Origin of the sequence: Streptomyces sp. NPDC048424 (assembly GCF_040651555.1) — a bacterium.
Lineage (GTDB): Bacteria > Actinomycetota > Actinomycetes > Streptomycetales > Streptomycetaceae > Streptomyces.
Window position 1 is genome coordinate 394,687 of the sequence record NZ_JBEZKE010000002.1, and the last position, 16,346, is coordinate 411,032.

The 16,346-nt window shown below is 72.4% G+C and carries 18 protein-coding genes; 8 read left to right on the forward strand and 10 right to left on the reverse strand.

What is annotated here, in order from left to right:
• Positions 1-714 (reverse strand): L,D-transpeptidase family protein, encoded by a 714-nt coding sequence (locus tag AB0D29_RS04405; RefSeq protein WP_362852073.1) that lies wholly within the window; start codon positions 712-714, stop codon positions 1-3.
• A 91-nt stretch (positions 715-805) separates the two neighbouring features.
• Positions 806-2,104: an MFS transporter gene (locus AB0D29_RS04410; RefSeq protein ID WP_362852074.1), complete on the reverse strand. Its 1,299-nt coding sequence runs from the start codon at positions 2,102-2,104 to the stop codon at positions 806-808.
• A 98-nt stretch (positions 2,105-2,202) separates the two neighbouring features.
• On the opposite strand from AB0D29_RS04410, the gene AB0D29_RS04415 reads away from it, so the two are divergent.
• Positions 2,203-3,144 (forward strand): LysR family transcriptional regulator, encoded by a 942-nt coding sequence (locus AB0D29_RS04415; protein ID WP_351583669.1) that lies wholly within the window; start codon positions 2,203-2,205, stop codon positions 3,142-3,144.
• 22 nt (positions 3,145-3,166) lie between these two features.
• Here AB0D29_RS04415 and AB0D29_RS04420 read toward each other — a convergent pair whose 3' ends face one another.
• A complete protein-coding gene (locus tag AB0D29_RS04420) occupies positions 3,167-4,249 on the reverse strand; it encodes a helix-turn-helix transcriptional regulator (RefSeq protein WP_362852075.1) in 1,083 nt (360 codons plus the stop codon).
• A 137-nt stretch (positions 4,250-4,386) separates the two neighbouring features.
• On the opposite strand from AB0D29_RS04420, the gene AB0D29_RS04425 reads away from it, so the two are divergent.
• On the forward strand, positions 4,387-5,652 hold the full coding sequence (locus tag AB0D29_RS04425; protein ID WP_362852076.1) for an ATP-grasp domain-containing protein: 1,266 nt from the start codon (positions 4,387-4,389) through the stop codon (positions 5,650-5,652).
• On the opposite strand, the gene AB0D29_RS04430 is transcribed toward AB0D29_RS04425, so the two are convergent.
• Together AB0D29_RS04430 and AB0D29_RS04435 are read right to left on the reverse strand one after the other, a co-directional pair.
• Positions 5,631-5,999, reverse strand: a complete 369-nt coding sequence (locus AB0D29_RS04430; RefSeq protein ID WP_362852077.1) for a cupin domain-containing protein — start codon at positions 5,997-5,999, stop codon at positions 5,631-5,633. The genes AB0D29_RS04425 and AB0D29_RS04430 overlap by 22 nt on opposite strands.
• A 118-nt stretch (positions 6,000-6,117) precedes the next feature.
• Positions 6,118-6,852, reverse strand: coding sequence for an alpha/beta hydrolase (locus AB0D29_RS04435; protein WP_362852078.1), 735 nt, complete (start codon positions 6,850-6,852; stop codon positions 6,118-6,120).
• Between the two features lie 114 nt (positions 6,853-6,966).
• On the opposite strand from AB0D29_RS04435, the gene AB0D29_RS04440 reads away from it, so the two are divergent.
• From AB0D29_RS04440 to AB0D29_RS04450, 3 genes are all read left to right on the forward strand, one after another.
• On the forward strand, positions 6,967-8,115 hold the full coding sequence (locus tag AB0D29_RS04440; RefSeq protein WP_319733131.1) for an adenosine deaminase: 1,149 nt from the start codon (positions 6,967-6,969) through the stop codon (positions 8,113-8,115).
• Between the two features lie 139 nt (positions 8,116-8,254).
• Positions 8,255-8,518 carry a hypothetical protein gene (locus AB0D29_RS04445; protein ID WP_362852079.1) on the forward strand — a complete coding sequence of 88 codons (264 nt, stop codon included), beginning with the start codon at positions 8,255-8,257 and terminating at the stop codon, positions 8,516-8,518.
• A 153-nt stretch (positions 8,519-8,671) separates the two neighbouring features.
• Positions 8,672-9,421 (forward strand): hypothetical protein, encoded by a 750-nt coding sequence (locus AB0D29_RS04450; RefSeq protein WP_362852080.1) that lies wholly within the window; start codon positions 8,672-8,674, stop codon positions 9,419-9,421.
• Positions 9,422-9,473: 52 nt separating this feature from the next.
• Here AB0D29_RS04450 and AB0D29_RS04455 read toward each other — a convergent pair whose 3' ends face one another.
• From AB0D29_RS04455 to AB0D29_RS04475, 5 genes are all read right to left on the reverse strand, one after another.
• Positions 9,474-9,674: a PspC domain-containing protein gene (locus tag AB0D29_RS04455; protein WP_362800414.1), complete on the reverse strand. Its 201-nt coding sequence runs from the start codon at positions 9,672-9,674 to the stop codon at positions 9,474-9,476.
• 56 nt (positions 9,675-9,730) lie between these two features.
• A complete protein-coding gene (locus tag AB0D29_RS04460; RefSeq protein ID WP_362852081.1) occupies positions 9,731-10,321 on the reverse strand; it encodes a VanZ family protein in 591 nt (196 codons plus the stop codon).
• 85 nt (positions 10,322-10,406) lie between these two features.
• Positions 10,407-11,045 carry a PH domain-containing protein gene (locus AB0D29_RS04465; protein WP_362852082.1) on the reverse strand — a complete coding sequence of 213 codons (639 nt, stop codon included), beginning with the start codon at positions 11,043-11,045 and terminating at the stop codon, positions 10,407-10,409.
• 25 nt (positions 11,046-11,070) lie between these two features.
• Positions 11,071-11,694: a class F sortase gene (locus AB0D29_RS04470; protein WP_362852083.1), complete on the reverse strand. Its 624-nt coding sequence runs from the start codon at positions 11,692-11,694 to the stop codon at positions 11,071-11,073.
• An 85-nt stretch (positions 11,695-11,779) separates the two neighbouring features.
• A complete protein-coding gene (locus AB0D29_RS04475; RefSeq protein WP_362852084.1) occupies positions 11,780-12,748 on the reverse strand; it encodes a hypothetical protein in 969 nt (322 codons plus the stop codon).
• A 268-nt stretch (positions 12,749-13,016) separates the two neighbouring features.
• Here AB0D29_RS04475 and deoC point away from each other — a divergent pair, with 268 nt between their 5' ends.
• From deoC to AB0D29_RS04490, 3 genes are read left to right on the forward strand one after another with little or no spacing between them, the layout of a single operon-like run.
• The gene (gene deoC, locus AB0D29_RS04480) at positions 13,017-13,979 is read left to right on the forward strand and encodes a deoxyribose-phosphate aldolase (RefSeq protein ID WP_030714293.1); all 963 of its coding nucleotides are present in this window, start codon (positions 13,017-13,019) and stop codon (positions 13,977-13,979) included.
• Positions 13,980-13,984: 5 nt separating this feature from the next.
• On the forward strand, positions 13,985-15,421 hold the full coding sequence (locus AB0D29_RS04485) for an aldehyde dehydrogenase family protein (RefSeq protein ID WP_351583692.1): 1,437 nt from the start codon (positions 13,985-13,987) through the stop codon (positions 15,419-15,421).
• The gene (locus AB0D29_RS04490; protein ID WP_362852085.1) at positions 15,414-16,310 is read left to right on the forward strand and encodes an aldehyde dehydrogenase family protein; all 897 of its coding nucleotides are present in this window, start codon (positions 15,414-15,416) and stop codon (positions 16,308-16,310) included. Before AB0D29_RS04485 ends, AB0D29_RS04490 begins: the two co-directional genes overlap by 8 nt.
• The last annotated feature ends 36 nt before the right edge of the window (positions 16,311-16,346 follow it).

Below are 16,346 nucleotides of genomic sequence, written 5' to 3' on the forward strand. Positions count from 1 at the left end.
TCAGGTGCCGGGCTTGCGGCCGTACGCGTAGACGTCCTCGCCCTTCCCCAGCAGGTTCCAGTACGCCTTGGCGTCGGCGAGCCGCATGTTCACGCAGCCACCCGAACCGGGCGGGTTCCACATGCTCTTGGTGGTCGAGTGGAAGGCGATGCCGCCGTCGAAGAACTGCGCGTACGGCATGGAGACGTTGTAGAGCGTCGACCAGTGGTCGATGCTGCGGTAGTAGATCTTCTTCAGGCCGGTCCGGGTCTCCGTGCCGTCCTTGCCGGTACGGACCGGGACGGGCCCGTACTTCAGCGCCGCGCCGTCCTGGATCCAGCTCAGCTGCCGCGTCAGGTCGACGCAGGCGATCCGCCCCCGGTTCACCGGGCAGGCGCCCGCCCTGTTCGGGGTGCTGCCCGCCGCCCGCTGGGCCAGCATCGTGCTCATCGTCTGCCAGGTCAGCGGTCCGGCGTAGCCCTGGGCCGGGGCGATCCCGTGGGCCGCCTGGAACGACCTGATCGCGGTGCAGTCCGCCGCGGACTGCTTCCCGTCGACGGGCCGTCCCAGGAACTGCTCCACCTGCCGTTGGTACGGCCCCGTCGTGAGGTTGCAGGAGGCGGCGGCCTGCGCCGTCCCGCCTCCCGCGACCACCAGTGGCAGCGCCAGCGCCACCACCCCGCCCAGTACCGTCGCCCGCCGCTTCACGCGCACGCGTGTCGTCAGCGTCCCCATCCGGTCCTCCCCTGTTCGCACAGCTTCCGTTCACCGTGTTGAATGCCCGGAAAACCTGCGGGGGTTGCCTCGTGCGGGAGCGTAGATTTCGTCAGCGCGCGGCCATGGCCGACGCCGGCATCCGGCGCTCGGCGCGGGCCGCGTGCGACCCGTACAGGGTGATGGACACGACGCCCAGCACCGCCAGCAGCGCGATCCCGACCGTCGCCGCCCACCCGGCCCCGTGGTACGCCAGGGCGCCCAGGGTGCCGCCGGCGCTGGAGCCGAGGTAGTACGCCGACTGGTAGAGCGCGGAGGCCTGCGCCCGGCCCGTCTTCGCCGTCCGGCTCACCGCGGCCGAGGCCACCGCGTGGCCGGCGAAGAAGCCCGCCGTGATCAGGACCAGCCCGATCAGGACCGCCGCCAGCGACTCGGCCAGCGACAGCAGCAAGCCCAGCGCCGTGGTCGTCACGGCCAGGTACAGCGCGCCGCGCCGCCCCGTACGGGCCACCAGCTTCCCGGCGGCGGCCGAGGAGACCGTACCCACCAGGTAGATCAGGAAGATCGACCCGATCACGCCCTGCCCGAGCGAGAACGGCTCGTCCACCAGGCGGTAGCCGATGACCGTGTAGACCGCGCCGAAGACCGTCATGAACAGCGCGCCGATCCCGTACAGCCGCAGCAGCAGCGGATCCCGCAGGTGACCGACGACGGTACGGCCCACCGCGCGCGGGTTCAGCGACGCCGGACGGAAGAACCGCGCCCGGGGCAGCAGCACCAGGAACGCCACCGCGCAGACCAGCGACATCAGCGCGACGGCGCCCAGCCCCGCACGCCAGCCCCACACCTGCGCCGCCCAGCCGGTGACGAGCCGGCCGCTCATGCCGCCGATGGAGTTCCCCGCCACGAACAGGCCGATCGCGCCCACCAGGGCCTTCGGCTTGACCTCCTCCGCCAGGTACGCCATCGCGGAGGCCGGGATCCCGGCGATCGCCGCGCCCTGGACGGCGCGCAGCACCACCAGCCACTCCAGGCTCGGCGCGAACGGCACCAGCAGGCCCACGCCCACGGCCACCACCATCGACCAGGTCATCATCCGGGTGCGGCCGAACCGCTCGGACAGCGCGCTCAGCGGCAGGACGAACAGCGCGAGCGCGCCGGTGGCCGCGGACACCGTCCAGCTGGCCTGACCCGCGGTCACCCCGAAGCCGGCGGAGATCGCGGGCAACAGCGCCTGGGTGGAGTAGAGGAGGGCGAAGGTCGCGAGCCCGGCGGCGAAGAGCGCGAGGCTCATCCGGCGGTAGCCGGGGCGGCCGGGGGCGTGGGGTTCGGCGGCGCGGGGTCCGGGCTGCGGAGACGACGGGGTGGAGGCACCCGGGATCACGGGTGCCCCGGTATGAACGGGAGGCATGTATCGAAGGTAGGCCGGTGTTTTTGATGCGTCCAATGCACAGAATCGCGATAATCGATCCACTCATGCATCACCACAGCTCAGGGCGGCGTCTGTCAATGAACCGTTACGAAGAAGACATGGCCGTGACACGGCTGCTGGCGCCCCGGCTGGCCTACTTCGCCGCCGTCGCCCGGCACGAGCACGTCACCCGCGCCGCGCACGAACTGGGCGTACCGCAGTCCACCCTGTCGCGGGCCATGGTCCGCCTCGAACAGGACCTGGGCGTCACGCTGTTCGCCCGCAAAGGCCGCAACGTCGCCCTCACCACGGCGGGCCGCACCTTCCTCGCCTCCGCCGAACAGGCCCTGGACGGCATCGCCCGCGCCGCCGAATCCGTCCAGCAGGACGCCGACCCGGCCCTGGGCAAGGTCGCCTTCGGCTTCCTCCACACCCTCGGCTCCGAGACCGTACCCGGCCTGATCCGCGCCTTCCGGGCCGACCACCCGCGCGTGCGCTTCTCCCTCGTCCAGAACTACGGCGAGGCCATGCTGGAGAAGCTCCGGGCCGGCGAACTCGACCTCTGCCTCACCTCACCCCTGCCCGACGCCCCCGACCTCGTCGCCCGCCGCCTCGACGAACAGCGGCTGCGCCTGGTCGTCCCCGAGGACCACCGCCTCGCCGGCCGCAAGCGCATCCGCCTCGCCGAGGCCGCGGAGGAAACCTTCGTCACCCTCGAACCCGGCTACGGCCTGCGCCGCATCACCGACGACCTCTGCGCGGAGGCCGGCTTCACCCCGCGCGTCGCCTTCGAGGGCGAGGAGGCCGAGACCCTGCGCGGCCTGGTCGCCGCCGGCCTCGGCGTGGCCCTCCTGCCGCCCCCCGCCGTGGCCCGCCCCGGAGTGGTCGAACTGACCGTCACCGCCCCGCGCGCCGTCCGCGAGATCGGCCTCGCCTGGCTCGACGGCCACCCCGACACCCCGCCCGTGGCGGAGTTCAAGCGCTTCCTGCTGTCCCGCCGGGGCCGCCTGATCCCCGAACTGGAGCCGCCCGCCGCGTGACGGGCCCGCGACCGCGAAATCCCTAGGCCGATTCCGGCGAGCCCGCCGGGGCCGGGGTCGGCGTCGGGGGCGGCGTCGGGGGCGCGGAGAGCAAGTAGCCCGCCTGGAAGCGGGACTTGGCGCCCACCGCCCGCATGATCTCCGCGATGTGGCGCTGGCACGTCCGCTCCGACATGCCGAGGCGGCGCGCGATCACCTTGTCCTCCAGCCCCTCCGACAGCAGCCGCACGATCGTCTGCCGCAGCTCGTCCGAGATCGACCGCGCCGCGTCCGGGCTCACCGACGTCGGGAACGGCTCCGCCCCCAGCCACGACCGCTCGAAGGCCGACGTCATGAAGTGCACGACGCTCGGCTCCCGCACCACCAGCGCCGCCCCGCTCCGGTCCGGCACCGCCATCAGCCCCGTCTGCCCGTCGAAGACCAGCATCCGCATCAGCCCGTCGCCCAGCGTCCGTACCTGCGCGCCCAATGCCGTCACCCGCTCGACGTACGCCGCCGTCGGCCGCGAGTACCGCGCCGTGTGCTGGTAGATCGTCCGCATCCGGACCCCGCGCGTCAGCAGCGACTCGTCCCGCCCGATCGACTCCTCCAGCGTCTCCAGCGGCCGGCCCCCGCCGGGCTGCGAAGTCAGCAGCTCCCGCTCGCACGAGGCGGCCAGCTCCGCGATCAGCCCCCGGACCGCGCCGAGGTCCGTGACCAGCTCCAGGCGGCCCGACCCGCTCAGGTCCCGGTGCGCGGTCCCCGCCTCGTACGCCGGCACCAGCGTCTCCAGCCGCCCCCGCAGCCGGTCCATCTCGTCGTGGGTCTCCCGTACGAGCAGGGCCAGCGGGGCCAGCGCGCGGGCCGCCGCCGCCCGGGGCGCCACCGCGCTCCACCGCTCCGGCCCGCCGCCCGGCGCCCGCTGGAGCAGGTGCGCGGCGGCCAGCTCGGTGATCGCGGCGGCCGCGCGCACGCCCAGGGCCCCCGTGGCCTCGGCCGCGTCGAAGGCGTGCCGCTCGACGGCGTACGCGTAGAGGCGCCGGGCCGCAGGGCTGAGTTCCCCGGCGGCTGCGGGCCCTCCGGCCGCACCGGCTGGTCCGGTCGCTCCGGTCTCCTCTGCGGGCATATTCCAATTCGTCCCGTTCTGTGTCCGTCTGTAAACCCCTCGTGTTCCCGCAAGGCGGCAAGACGACGCCTGACCTGGCGCGACCGGCATATGCCGAACCGGCACAGTGGATGCACGGCGTGAGGGGGGAGCGCGGTATGCGGCAGCGGACGCCGGAGGCGCGGGGACCCGTGGCCGTCCTGCTGAGCCCGCGACCAGCCGTGGTGGCAGCCGCCCGCCGTGCGGGCGCGCACACCGTGGTGGTCGCGCCAGGTCCATCGGTGCCATCCGACCGTGAGGGGGCGGAGCGGCGGGTACGGACGGACTGGCGCGACCACCGGCACCTCGTCGGGACCCTCGGCCGCATGGAGGCCGTCCGGCACGGCCGCGCCGCCGTCTTCGGCTTCGACGCCGCCGGAGCCCTCGCCGCCGCCCGCGCCAACGAGGAGCTGGGCCTGCCCGGCACCCCCACCGCCGCCGTCACCGCCCTCATGGACAAGGCCGCCCTGCGCGCCCGCTCCAACGCCCTGCACCCGGCCCGGCCGGTCTCCTTCGCCCGCTGCGGCCGGGCCGACGCGCTCCCCTTCGTCACCACCCTCATCGGCTACCCCTGCGTCATCAAGCCCCGGGCGGGCGCCGACGGGGAAGGGGTGCGGCTGGTCCGCGACGAGGCCGAGGCGCGGGCCGCCGCCCACGGCTACCCCGAGGTCACCGACCTCCTCGTCGAGGAGTACCTCGAAGGGCCGGAGCTCACCGTCGCGGCCCACTCCAGGGCGGGCCACCACCGCATCCTCGGCTGGGCCCGCCGGCTGAACACCCCGGCCCCCACCAGCGCCGGCCTCACCGCCCCAGGCCTCACCGCCTCCGGCCACGCGCTGCCGGTGACCCTGGCCCCCCGCGGCGCCGAGGCTGTACGGGCCCTCGTACGCGCCGTCCTCGACCTCGCCCGCCACCGCGACGGCCCCTCGCACACCGGCATCGTCCTCACCCCGTCCGGCCCCCGCCTCCTCGGGTCCCACGCCCGCCCGGGCCCCGAGGAGTTCGCCGGGCTGCTCCGGCTCGCCCACGGCATCGACGTGCTCGGCCTCGCGCTCGCCACCGGGCTCGGCCTGCCCGAGCCCGTACGCGTCCCCCGCCCGCGCACCGCCCACGCCGGGCTGCGGTACGTGGACTTCCCGCCCGGCCGCCTCGACGGGGTGCGCGCGGCGCTCGCGGCCGCCCGCGCCGTGCCGGGCGTGGCCCGGGTGCAGCTGGAGATCCCGCCGGGCGCCCTGGTCCGCCGCGCCCCGACGGGCGCGCGCCACCACGCGTACGTCCTCGCCGCCGCCCCGACGGCGGACTCGCTGGCCAGCACCCTCGACCGCGCCGCCGGTCTGCTCCGCGCCGCGGACCGGCTGGTCCGTCAGCCGGACGGCTTCGCGTAGTCGGCGAAGCCGGTCCAGTCCAGGGTCACGCAGGGCTCGTCGCCCAGGACCCAGGCGTTGTGCCCGGGGGGCACCCGCATGTAGTCCCCGGGGCCGAACTCGGTGCTCTCCCCGTCGTCCATGACGACCTTCATGCGCCCGCTCACCACGTACCCGGTGTGATCGGCCAGGCAGCTGTCCGTCCCGGCCAGCGGCTTGACGTGCTCCGACCACTTCCATCCGGGCTCGAAGACCGAGCGCCCGACACCCGCGCCGCCCGTCTCCAGCAGGTCCAGCCTGCCCTTGCCGTCGGCGAACGGCCGGGTCTCGTCCGCGTTGTCGAAGCTCCTGGACACCAGACCGGCCATGATCATCGCCTCCGTCGGAGATGTGCCCGAGTCCTCGGTTCCACGGTACGCGCGGATGCCCGCACGGGCTCGGCACCCGCCGTCCCCGGCAGCGGCGGGTGCGCGGGACGTCGCGCCGTCACCTGCGCAGCGACCTGCCGAAGCCGGAGGCGAGCGGCATCCGCAGGCCCAGCGGCGGCGGTGCGGCCAGGGCGTCGGTCACCGGCCGCGAGTAGCGTCCCGAGAACACCGCGCCCAGGACGAAGTCCACGGCCAGCGCCACCACTTCGGCCTGGTGCTCGCGCAGCCCGTGCCCGTCCGAATGCACCTCGAAGCGGCAGGTCGAACGATTCGCCTTCTTCGCCCGGGCCGCCAGCCGGAAGGAGGTCTCCGGGTCGCTGCGCGCGTCGTTGGTGCCGTGCACGATCAACACCTGCCGCCCCGACAGCTGTTTCACCGGTTCAGGGGAGTCCTGGGCGGCCGCCTCGGCTAAACAAGGGGCCATCGCCAGAACCGAGTTGACGGCCCCGTGCCCCGCGGCGCGCAGCGCGGCCGTGGCTCCCGCGCCGTAGCCGGCCAGGCACACCGGCACGTCCCCGTACCGCCGCACCGCCTCGTCCGCCGCCCACCCCGCCTGCTCCTCCCGCGAGGACTCCCCGCCGTGGATGACGGCGTGCGTGACCAGCCCCTCCGCCCCGCCCGCCCGGGCCAGCGCCCGCGCGAGCGGACGTACTGGACCGGGGGAGAATCTGGACGCTCCGGGAAGCAGGAGCACCACCCCGTTGACCGGGCTTTCCGTCGAACCCGAGCCGGTTCTCGCGCCGGCCGCCCGCCCCAGACGGGCCCCGCGCGCCGGCGGCGCATGCTGTGCCATGGCGGAACAGTCTCAGACCCTGAGGTGTACGCCATCCGTCCGCGCGGTCTCTGTTACATATCGACGGTCGTCGTCGGCACCCCGCTCTACGCGCGTAGGAGTTAGAGTGCGCAGATGACGAGCGAGACCCCCAACCTGCCGACCCCGGATCAGATCCGCCGCTCCCCGAAGGTGCTCCTGCACGATCACCTCGACGGTGGACTGCGCCCCGGGACCATCATCGAGCTGGCCCGCGAGGTCGGCTACGAGAACCTCCCCGAGACCGACGCCGACAAGCTCGGCATCTGGTTCCGCGAAGCCGCCGACTCCGGCTCCCTCCCGCGCTACCTGGAGACCTTCGCGCACACGTGCGCGGTCATGCAGACGAAGGCGGCCCTCTTCCGGGTCGCCGCCGAGTGCGCCGAGGACCTGGCCGAGGACGGCGTCGTGTACGCCGAGATCCGCTACGCCCCCGAGCAGCACCTGGAAGCCGGCCTGACCCTCGAAGAGGTCGTCGAGGCCGTGAACGACGGCTTCCGCGAGGGCGAGCGCCGCGCGAAGGCCAACGGCCACCGCATCCGCATCGGCGCCCTGCTGACCGCGATGCGCCACGCCGCCCGTGCGCTGGAGATCGCCGAGCTGGCCAACCGCTACCGCGACAACGGCGTCGTCGGCTTCGACATCGCCGGCGCCGAGGCCGGGTTCCCTCCCACCCGCCACCTCGACGCCTTCGAGTACCTCAAGCGCGAGAACAACCACTTCACCATCCACGCGGGCGAGGCCTTCGGCCTGCCGTCGATCTGGCAGGCCCTGCAGTGGTGCGGCGCCGACCGCCTCGGTCACGGCGTGAAGATCATCGACGACATCGAGGTCGCCGCCGACGGTTCCGTGACCCTGGGCCGCCTGGCCTCGTACGTCCGGGACAAGCGCATCCCCCTGGAGATGTGCCCGACCTCGAACCTGCAGACGGCCGCGGCCGCCTCGTACGCCGAGCACCCGATCGGCCTGCTGCGGAAGCTGCACTTCAGGCTGACGGTCAACACCGACAACCGGCTGATGAGCGGCACCAGCATGAGCCGCGAGTTCGAGCACCTGGTGGACACCTTCGGCTACACGCTGGACGACATGCAGTGGTTCACCGTCAATGCGATGAAGTCCGCGTTCATTCCTTTCGATGAACGACTGGCCATGATCAACGAGGTCATCAAGCCCGGTTACGCGGAGCTGAAGTCGGAGTGGCTGTTCCAGCAGACCGCTTCCACCAGCGGTTCTGTCTCGGCCTAGGCCACGGCATGACGTACTGAAAGCGCCCGGGAGAGGCAATTCCCGGGCGCTTTCTCGTATTTAATGATGTTTGCGGGCGGGGGTTTGAAGTGGCTAGTTTGCGGAGCCGCTCAATTCCCCGTCGCAAGGAATACCTTTCATGAAGCAGTCAGCTGCCAAGACCCTCGGTGTCGCCGCTCTCGGTGCCGCCTTCGCCGCCGTCGCCGCCGGTACCGCTTCCGCCGCCGTTCCCGCCGTCGGTCTCACCGACGCCCTGGGCACCGTCACCGGCGCCGCCCAGGGGCTCACGAGCCAGCAGCAGGTGAAGCCCGAGGGAGGCCAGCAGTCGAGCGACCCGGCCGCCGCGCTCGCCCCGGTCACCAGCCTGCTCGGCGGTCTGCCGACCAGCAACCTCGGCGGCTGATTCCGTACGGAAATTCGTACGCGGGCACGCGTGGCGCACACCCCTTCGAGCGGGTGGGCGCCGCGTCGTGCCGTGTGCCACGATCACCACCAACTGCCCGCCGATGTAAGCGGTTTGAGGTCTTTGGTCATGCGCAAGAAGGCACGAGCGACAATGGTCGCGCTGATCCCCGCCCTGCTCGTCGCGGCGGTGGGGTGCAGCAGCGGAACCCCCGCCACGGACAAGGACCGGGACCCCAAGGGCTCCGCCGAACAGCCCTCCGGCGCGCCCGGCGCCCCGGCGGCGTCCGCCAGTTCGACGGGATCACCGGGAGCCGCCAAGCCGAAGACCGGCGGCACCAAACTGGACCGCTCCGTGCTGGAACAGGGAGACCTGCCCGGCTACCAGGTCTCCGCCCAGGGCAAGAACCCCAACGCCCCGGACGGTCAGCCACAGGCCGACCGCAAGGCCTGCCAGCCGCTGGCCGACATCATGGGGGACAAGCCCGACCCGGCCGCGCGCCAGACCCTCAACCGGGGCATCGGCTCCCAGAAGCAGGTCGGACTCGCCGTGTCCGTCTCCGTCAGCTCCTACGCCGAGAGCGACGCCAAGGCGCTGATCGCCCGGCTCAAGGCCGCCGTGGCCGCCTGCGGCAAGGGCTTCACCGCCACCGTCGAGAAGCAGACCGGCAGCTACCGCGACGTACGGGCCGTCGACTACCGCACGAGCGGCGACGAGAGCGTCAGCTGGACCACGACCGCCTCCGGTGCGGGCGTCTCGGCACAGGTCCACCTGGTCGTGGCACGCGAGGGCGACACCGTCGTGCGGCTGATGGCCCTCGACGTGGCGGGCGCCGCCAAGAAGGGCCTGGTGCCGCAGGAAGTGACCGACAAGCAGCTGGAAAAGGTCCGGAAGGCCGGCTGATCCGGCAGACCGCCCGGTTCCCCGCCGGGCGGCCGCCGATCGCGGCCGCCGGTCACCAGGCGGTGGAGGCGGACTTCTCGTTCGGCAGCAGCAGCCACAGCGCGATGTAGACCAGGAACTGCGGGCCGGGCAGCAGGCAGGATACGGCGAATATGGCGCGCATCGTGTTCGCGGAAATTCCGAAACGCCTGGCCAGTCCGGCGCACACTCCACCGATCCAGCGGCCGTCACGGGGGCGGACAAGGGCGCTCATGGGGTTCTCCTTCGTCGGGATCGCGTTGGTGAAGACCGGTACGGCCTCGCGATGACTCAATACTCCCGCTGGACCGCCGACAGAACGTCGGTCCAGGGGCCGAGCCCGACCCTGGAAATCTTCGGGGTGGTCCCCTGATAAACCGGGTGTGAACGGGTGTGTGAACGCCGCAGCCGCGCCCGCAGCGCCGGTACGACGGCCACGTGCGCGAGCAGCACACCGACGGTGTTCAGCAGCACCGAGTCCACGTCGACGACCTGGCCCGGCACGGCGGTCTGGAGCATCTCGATGCTCAGCGAGACCAGCGCGCCCGCGGCCGCGGTCCGGGCCAGCGAGGACCACGCGGACAGCGTCGACAGCGCGAGCCTTCCGTTGACCAGCGGCAGCAGCACCCCCAGCGGGGCCAGCAGGGCCAGGCCCTCACCGATCCGCCGCGCCGCCTCCAGCGGCCCGTAGGCGAGGTCCGCCCGGATCCCCTCCAGGGGAGTCAGATTGGCGGCCGCGGCCCACGGCACGTCGAGCGGTCGTAGGGTCAGCCAGCCGACGACCAGGAGATGGGCGACGAGCAGGACCCCGGCGAGGAGCCGGAGACGGAGATGGATCGCGGTGGCGGTGGCGGCGCTGCCGCCGGCCTCAAGACGCTGCACACCTGGGAGGACGCACCACCCGGTAGCCCCGGTTCCGCCCTGACGGGGGGTGTGGCCCGGAGCACCCGGGGCCCCTCCGGGCAGGTCAGCGGAGGGCGATGAGGACGATCAGCGCCAGCGCGCCGACCACGGCGGGCGCGATGATCTCGTACGACCAGCGCACGCGCACGCCGCCCTGGGCACCGGCCCGCTCGGCGCCGCGCTCGGCCATCCGCTGCAGCTCGTCCACGATCCGGTCCGCGCCGGCCCGCATCGGCTCGGCCGGCATCCGGGGCTTCTCGCCGGGGCTGCGCTGCTCCCGGTCCCGGAGCCCCTCGTACCGCAGCCGCTGCCGGTTCGCCTTCTTCCGCTCGCGCAGTGAGACGGGCACGGACCACAGCTGGTACTTCGACCCCTCGGCCAGCACCTCCGCCGAGTAGCCGGAGCGCACCGCGTCCACGGCCGCCCAGGGCAGCTCGATGATCCGGAAGGGGTTGCGCACGCGCATCCGGTCGTCGTTCGCGAAGACGGCCGGGCGGACCGTGAACGCCACGATCAGCGGTACGGCGCACAGCGCCACCGCCACGGCGATCCACGGGGTGTTCCCCGAGCCGCGCAGTACGGCGTCACCGCAGAGCCACGCCGTCAGCGCGAGCAGCAGGACCCCCGAGACGACGCCCATGGAGGAGCGGTAGACCCGGTCTTTGTAGACCGGCTCATCGGTCGGCTGCTGCTGGCTGCTCATGGGGTCGATTCTGCCCCACGCCATCTCAGCCCACGAGATCGGCGTACAGGATGATGTTGTCGGGCCGGTGGCCGTCGGTGATCTCGCCGCCGCAGGTGATGACGCGCAGCTCGGGGCGGGTGGTGTCCCCGTACACCTTGGCCGTCGGGAACGCCTTCTTGTCCACCTGCTCCAGCTCGCGGACGCGGAAGACGGCGGTGCTGCCGTCCGCCCGCGAGACCGTGATCTCCTCGCCGACGCGCACGCGCGCCACGTCCTTCAGCACGGCCGGGCCGCGCGCGGTGTCGAAGTGGCCGATCAGCACGGCCGGTCCGGTCTCGCCGGGGGTGACGCCCTTGGTGTACCAGCCGATCTTGTCGCCGTCGGCGACGGAGGGCACCTCCACGGTGCCGTCGGCGGCCAGACCCAGTGCCAGCAAGGGGGAGGCGTCCACGCCGGCCGCGGGGATCCGTACGCGTACGGGCTTGGAGGCGGGCAGCGGGGCGGCCGCCACCGGGGCCGCGGGAGCGGTGGTGGGCGAGACCGAGGGCGGGGCGGCGGACGCGGCGGCCGCCCCGGGCGCGGGTGCGGTGGAGGCGGCCGTGCCGCAGCCGGTCAGGGCGGCGGCGAGGAGGACGGCGGCGAGCAGCGGGCGCGCGCGGTGGGCCATGGAGTGCTCCGGAGACGACAGCCGGCGGGCCACCGGGTCGGTGGCCCGCCGGGGAGGGCAGGAGAGTGGAGGTGGCGAGGGTGTGTCAGCCCTGGGTGGGGCGGCGGCGACGCAGGACCACGCTGGCGGCCAGGGCTCCGAAGGCGGCGATCAGGCCGCCGCCGGCCACCAGGGCGGCGGTGTTGTCGGTGTCCGCCACGGTCTCGACCGGGAGCTCGGCGCCGGCGGCCACCGGGCCCTTCGGGACGACCGACGTCTGGCCCGCGGTCTGCGGCTTCACCTGGGCGGGGGTGGAGGTGGGCGCGGGGGTGCCCGGCTTCGTCACCGGCTTGTCCTCGGTGAACTTGTAGCTCGGCTTGCAGCCCTTGGGGAACGCGGGGAACGCGACCCGGCCGACCGTGTCGTTGCCGCCCTGCGTCTTCCACTCGAAGACGGGCTTGGCGCTGCTCGGGTTCACGATCCGGGCGATGATGCCCGCGGACTCGGGCAGCGAGGGGTGGGTGCGGTCCAGCTGGTCGAAACCGCGGCCGCCGTCGCCGGCCTCCATGAGGATCACCTTCGGGCCCAGCTCGGAGACGTACAGCTCGGCCGACATGCCGGCGCCGATCTCCTGGCCGACCGGACCGACGCGGCAGTCCGTGCTGGCCTGGCCCGCGGGCAGCGGGTAGGACTTGGCGCTCCCGTCCGCGGCGGTGACGACGAGCACGGGGTTGGCGCCGGCGGCCTTGGTGAGTTCGAGGTCCAGGCCCTTGGCCTTGTCGTGGGGCTGGGTCCGGTCCAGCTTCGTCACGACGTGGACCATGTAGGTGTCGCCGGGCTTCCAGTCGGGACCGACCTCGCGGATCCAGGCCTCGGGGCCCTCTTCCTTGTTGCGCAGCACCGCGACCAGGCCCTCGCCGATGTAGACGGCCTTGCCCTCGTAGCGGCTGTTGTCCGACGCCGCGGCGGACTGCGCGGCCGTGGCGGGCGCGGCGAACGCGGCGCCGGCGGTCGGGACGAGCATCGCGCCGGCGAGGGCGACGGTGACTATCGAGGTGCGGAGGGCGGTACGCATAACGACTCCTGTAAGCGTGGGTGAGGAAAGTGGAGGAGAGTCGCATGCCGCGTCGAGTCTGTTTCGGCTGGTTCACCGGGTCAGGTGTGGCGGGCTGCTGAAGACAAATTTATGGATCTCGTGCGGGCGGAGGATCCGGGTCCTGTCATGGCCGTGTAACGACGGTAGGCGCGTCGGAATGGAGGTGTCGATTCCATAGCGGATCCGCTGGAAACGGATGTGGGGGGTGACAGGTCGCTACGCGCGTAGATATGCTCATGTGGTGACCATGCCCACCACCCTCACCGCATTCGCTGACGTGACGACGTCCGACAGTGCGCTGCGCCGCTTCCTGCACGGGCTGCCCGGCGTCGACACTGTCGGCCTGGAGGCCCGCGCGGCCTCCCTCGGCACCCGTTCGATCAAGACGACGGCCAAGGCGTACGCCATCGACCTGGCCATCTCGATGATCGACCTGACGACGCTCGAAGGCGCGGACACCCCGGGCAAGGTCCGGGCGCTCTCCGCCAAGGCCGTCAATCCCGATCCGACCGACCGTACGACGCCCATGACCGCCGCGGTCTGCGTCTACCCCGACATGGTGGCCACCGCCAAGGCCGCGCTGAACGGCGCCGACGTCAAGGTCGCCTCCGTCGCCACCGCCTTCCCGGCCGGCCGCGCCGCGCTGCCCGTCAAGCTCGCGGACACCCGTGACGCCGTCGCCGCCGGCGCCGACGAGATCGACATGGTCATCGACCGTGGCGCCTTCCTCGCCGGCCGCTACCTGGAGACGTACGAGCTGATCAAGGCCATCAAGGAGGCCTGCGTCCGCCCCGACGGCACCGCGGCCCGCCTCAAGGTCATCTTCGAGACCGGCGAGCTGTCGACCTACGACAACATCCGCCGCGCCTCCTGGATCGGCATGCTCGCGGGCGCCGACTTCATCAAGACGTCGACGGGCAAGGTGGGCGTCAACGCCACCCCCGCGAACACCCTGCTCATGCTCGAAGCCGTCCGCGACTTCCGGGAGCAGACTGGAATCCAGATCGGCGTGAAGCCGGCCGGCGGCATCCGCACCACCAAGGACGCGATCAAGTTCCTGGTCCTGGTCAACGAGACCGTGGGCGAGGACTGGCTGAGCAACCACTGGTTCCGCTTCGGCGCCTCCAGCCTGCTCAACGACCTGTTGATGCAGCGCCAGAAGCTGAGCACCGGCCGTTACTCCGGTCCCGACTACGTGACGGTGGACTGATCACCATGGCATCTGTATTCGAGTACGCACCGGCTCCCGAGTCCCGCTCGGTCGTCGACATCGCCCCCTCCTACGGGCTCTTCATCGACGGCGAGTTCACCGACGCCGCCGACGGCAGGGTCTTCAAGACCGTCTCGCCGTCGTCCGAGGAGGTCCTCGCCGAGGTCGCCCAGGCCGGCGCCGCCGATGTGGACCGCGCCGTGAAGGCCGCCCGCAAGGCCTTCGAGAAGTGGTCCGCGCTGCCCGGCTCCGAGCGCGCGAAGTACCTCTTCCGCATCGCCCGGATCATCCAGGAGCGCAGCCGCGAGCTCGCCGTCCTGGAGACCCTGGACAACGGCAAGCCGATCAAGGAGACCCGCGACGCGGACCTCCCGCTGGTCGCCGCGCACTTCTTCTACTACGCGGGCTGGGCCGACAAGCTCGACCACGCGGGCTACGGCGCGAACCCGCGCCCGCTCGGCGTGGCCGGCCAGGTCATCCCGTGGAACTTCCCGCTGCTGATGCTCGCGTGGAAGATCGCCCCGGCGCTCGCCACCGGCAACACGGTCGTGCTGAAGCCCGCGGAGACGACCCCCCTCTCGGCGCTGTTCTTCGCGGACATCTGCCGCCAGGCGGGCCTGCCCAAGGGCGTCGTGAACATCCTCACCGGGTACGGCGACGCGGGCGCGGCCCTCGTCGAGCACCCGGACGTCAACAAGGTCGCCTTCACCGGCTCGACCGCGGTGGGCAAGAAGATCGCCCGCCACGTCGCCGGCACCGACAAGAAGGTCACCCTGGAGCTGGGCGGCAAGGGCGCCAACATCGTCTTCGACGACGCCCCCATCGACCAGGCCGTCGAGGGCATCGTCAACGGCATCTTCTTCAACCAGGGCCAGGTCTGCTGCGCGGGCTCGCGCCTGCTGGTCCAGGAGTCGATCCACGACGAGCTGCTGGACTCCCTCAAGCGCCGCCTGAGCACCCTGCGCCTGGGCGACCCGCTCGACAAGAACACCGACATCGGCGCGATCAACTCCGCCGAGCAGCTCGCCCGGATCACCGCGCTCGCGGAGACCGGCGAGGCCGAGGGCGCCGAGCGCTGGTCCCCGGCGTGCGAGCTGCCGTCCGCCGGCTACTGGTTCGCCCCGACGCTCTTCACGAACGTCACGCAGGCGCACACCGTGGCCCGCGACGAGATCTTCGGCCCGGTGCTGTCCGTACTGACCTTCCGCACGCCCGACGAGGCCGTCGCGAAGGCCAACAACAGCCAGTACGGCCTGTCCGCCGGCATCTGGACGGAGAAGGGCAGCCGCATCCTCGCGGTCGCGAACAAGCTCCGCGCGGGCGTCGTCTGGGCCAACACGTTCAACAAGTTCGACCCGACCTCGCCCTTCGGCGGCTACAAGGAGTCGGGCTTCGGCCGCGAGGGCGGCCGCCACGGCCTGGAGGGCTACCTCGATGTCTGAGTCGTCGACGCGCCTGAGCGTCTTCAAGACCTACAAGCTGTACGTCGGGGGCAAGTTCCCCCGCTCCGAGAGCGGCCGGGTGTACGAGGTGAGCGACTCGAAGGGCAACTGGGTGGCCAACGCGCCGCTGTCCTCCCGCAAGGACGCCCGTGACGCGGTCGTCGCGGCCCGCAAGGCCTTCGGCGGCTGGTCGGGCGCGACCGCGTACAACCGCGGCCAGATCCTCTACCGCATCGCCGAGATGCTGGAGGGCCGCCGCGAGCAGTTCGTCCGCGAGGTCGGCGAGGCCGAGGGCCTGTCCAAGTCGAAGGCCGGCGCGGTCGTCGACGCGGCCATCGACCGCTGGGTCTGGTACGCGGGCTGGACCGACAAGATCGGCCAGATCGTGGGCGGGGCCAACCCGGTCGCGGGCCCGTTCTTCAACCTGTCCACCCCGGAGCCGACGGGCGTCGTCACCGTGATCGCCCCCCAGGACTCGTCCTTCCTGGGCCTGATCTCGGTGATCGCCCCGGTCATCGCGACCGGCAACACGGCCGTCGTGATCACCTCCGAGAAGGCCCCGCTTCCGGCCCTCTCGCTGGGCGAGGTGCTCGCCACCTCCGACCTGCCCGGCGGCGTGGTCAACATCCTGTCCGGCAAGGCCGCCGAGATGGGCCCGCACCTGGCGTCCCACCAGGACGTCAACGCGATCGACCTGGCCGGAGCCGACGCGGCGCTGGCCAAGGAGCTGGAGATCGCGGCGGCCGACAACCTCAAGCGCGTCCTGCGTCCACAGCCTGTGGACGACTGGAGCGCCGACCCGGGCACGTCGCGCATGACGGCGTTCCTGGAGACCAAGACGGTCTGGCACCCGACGGGGTCGCTGGGCTCGGGCGGATCCTCGTACTAGAGGAGCCCCTGCGAAACCGGCCCCGGCAGCGTCCCC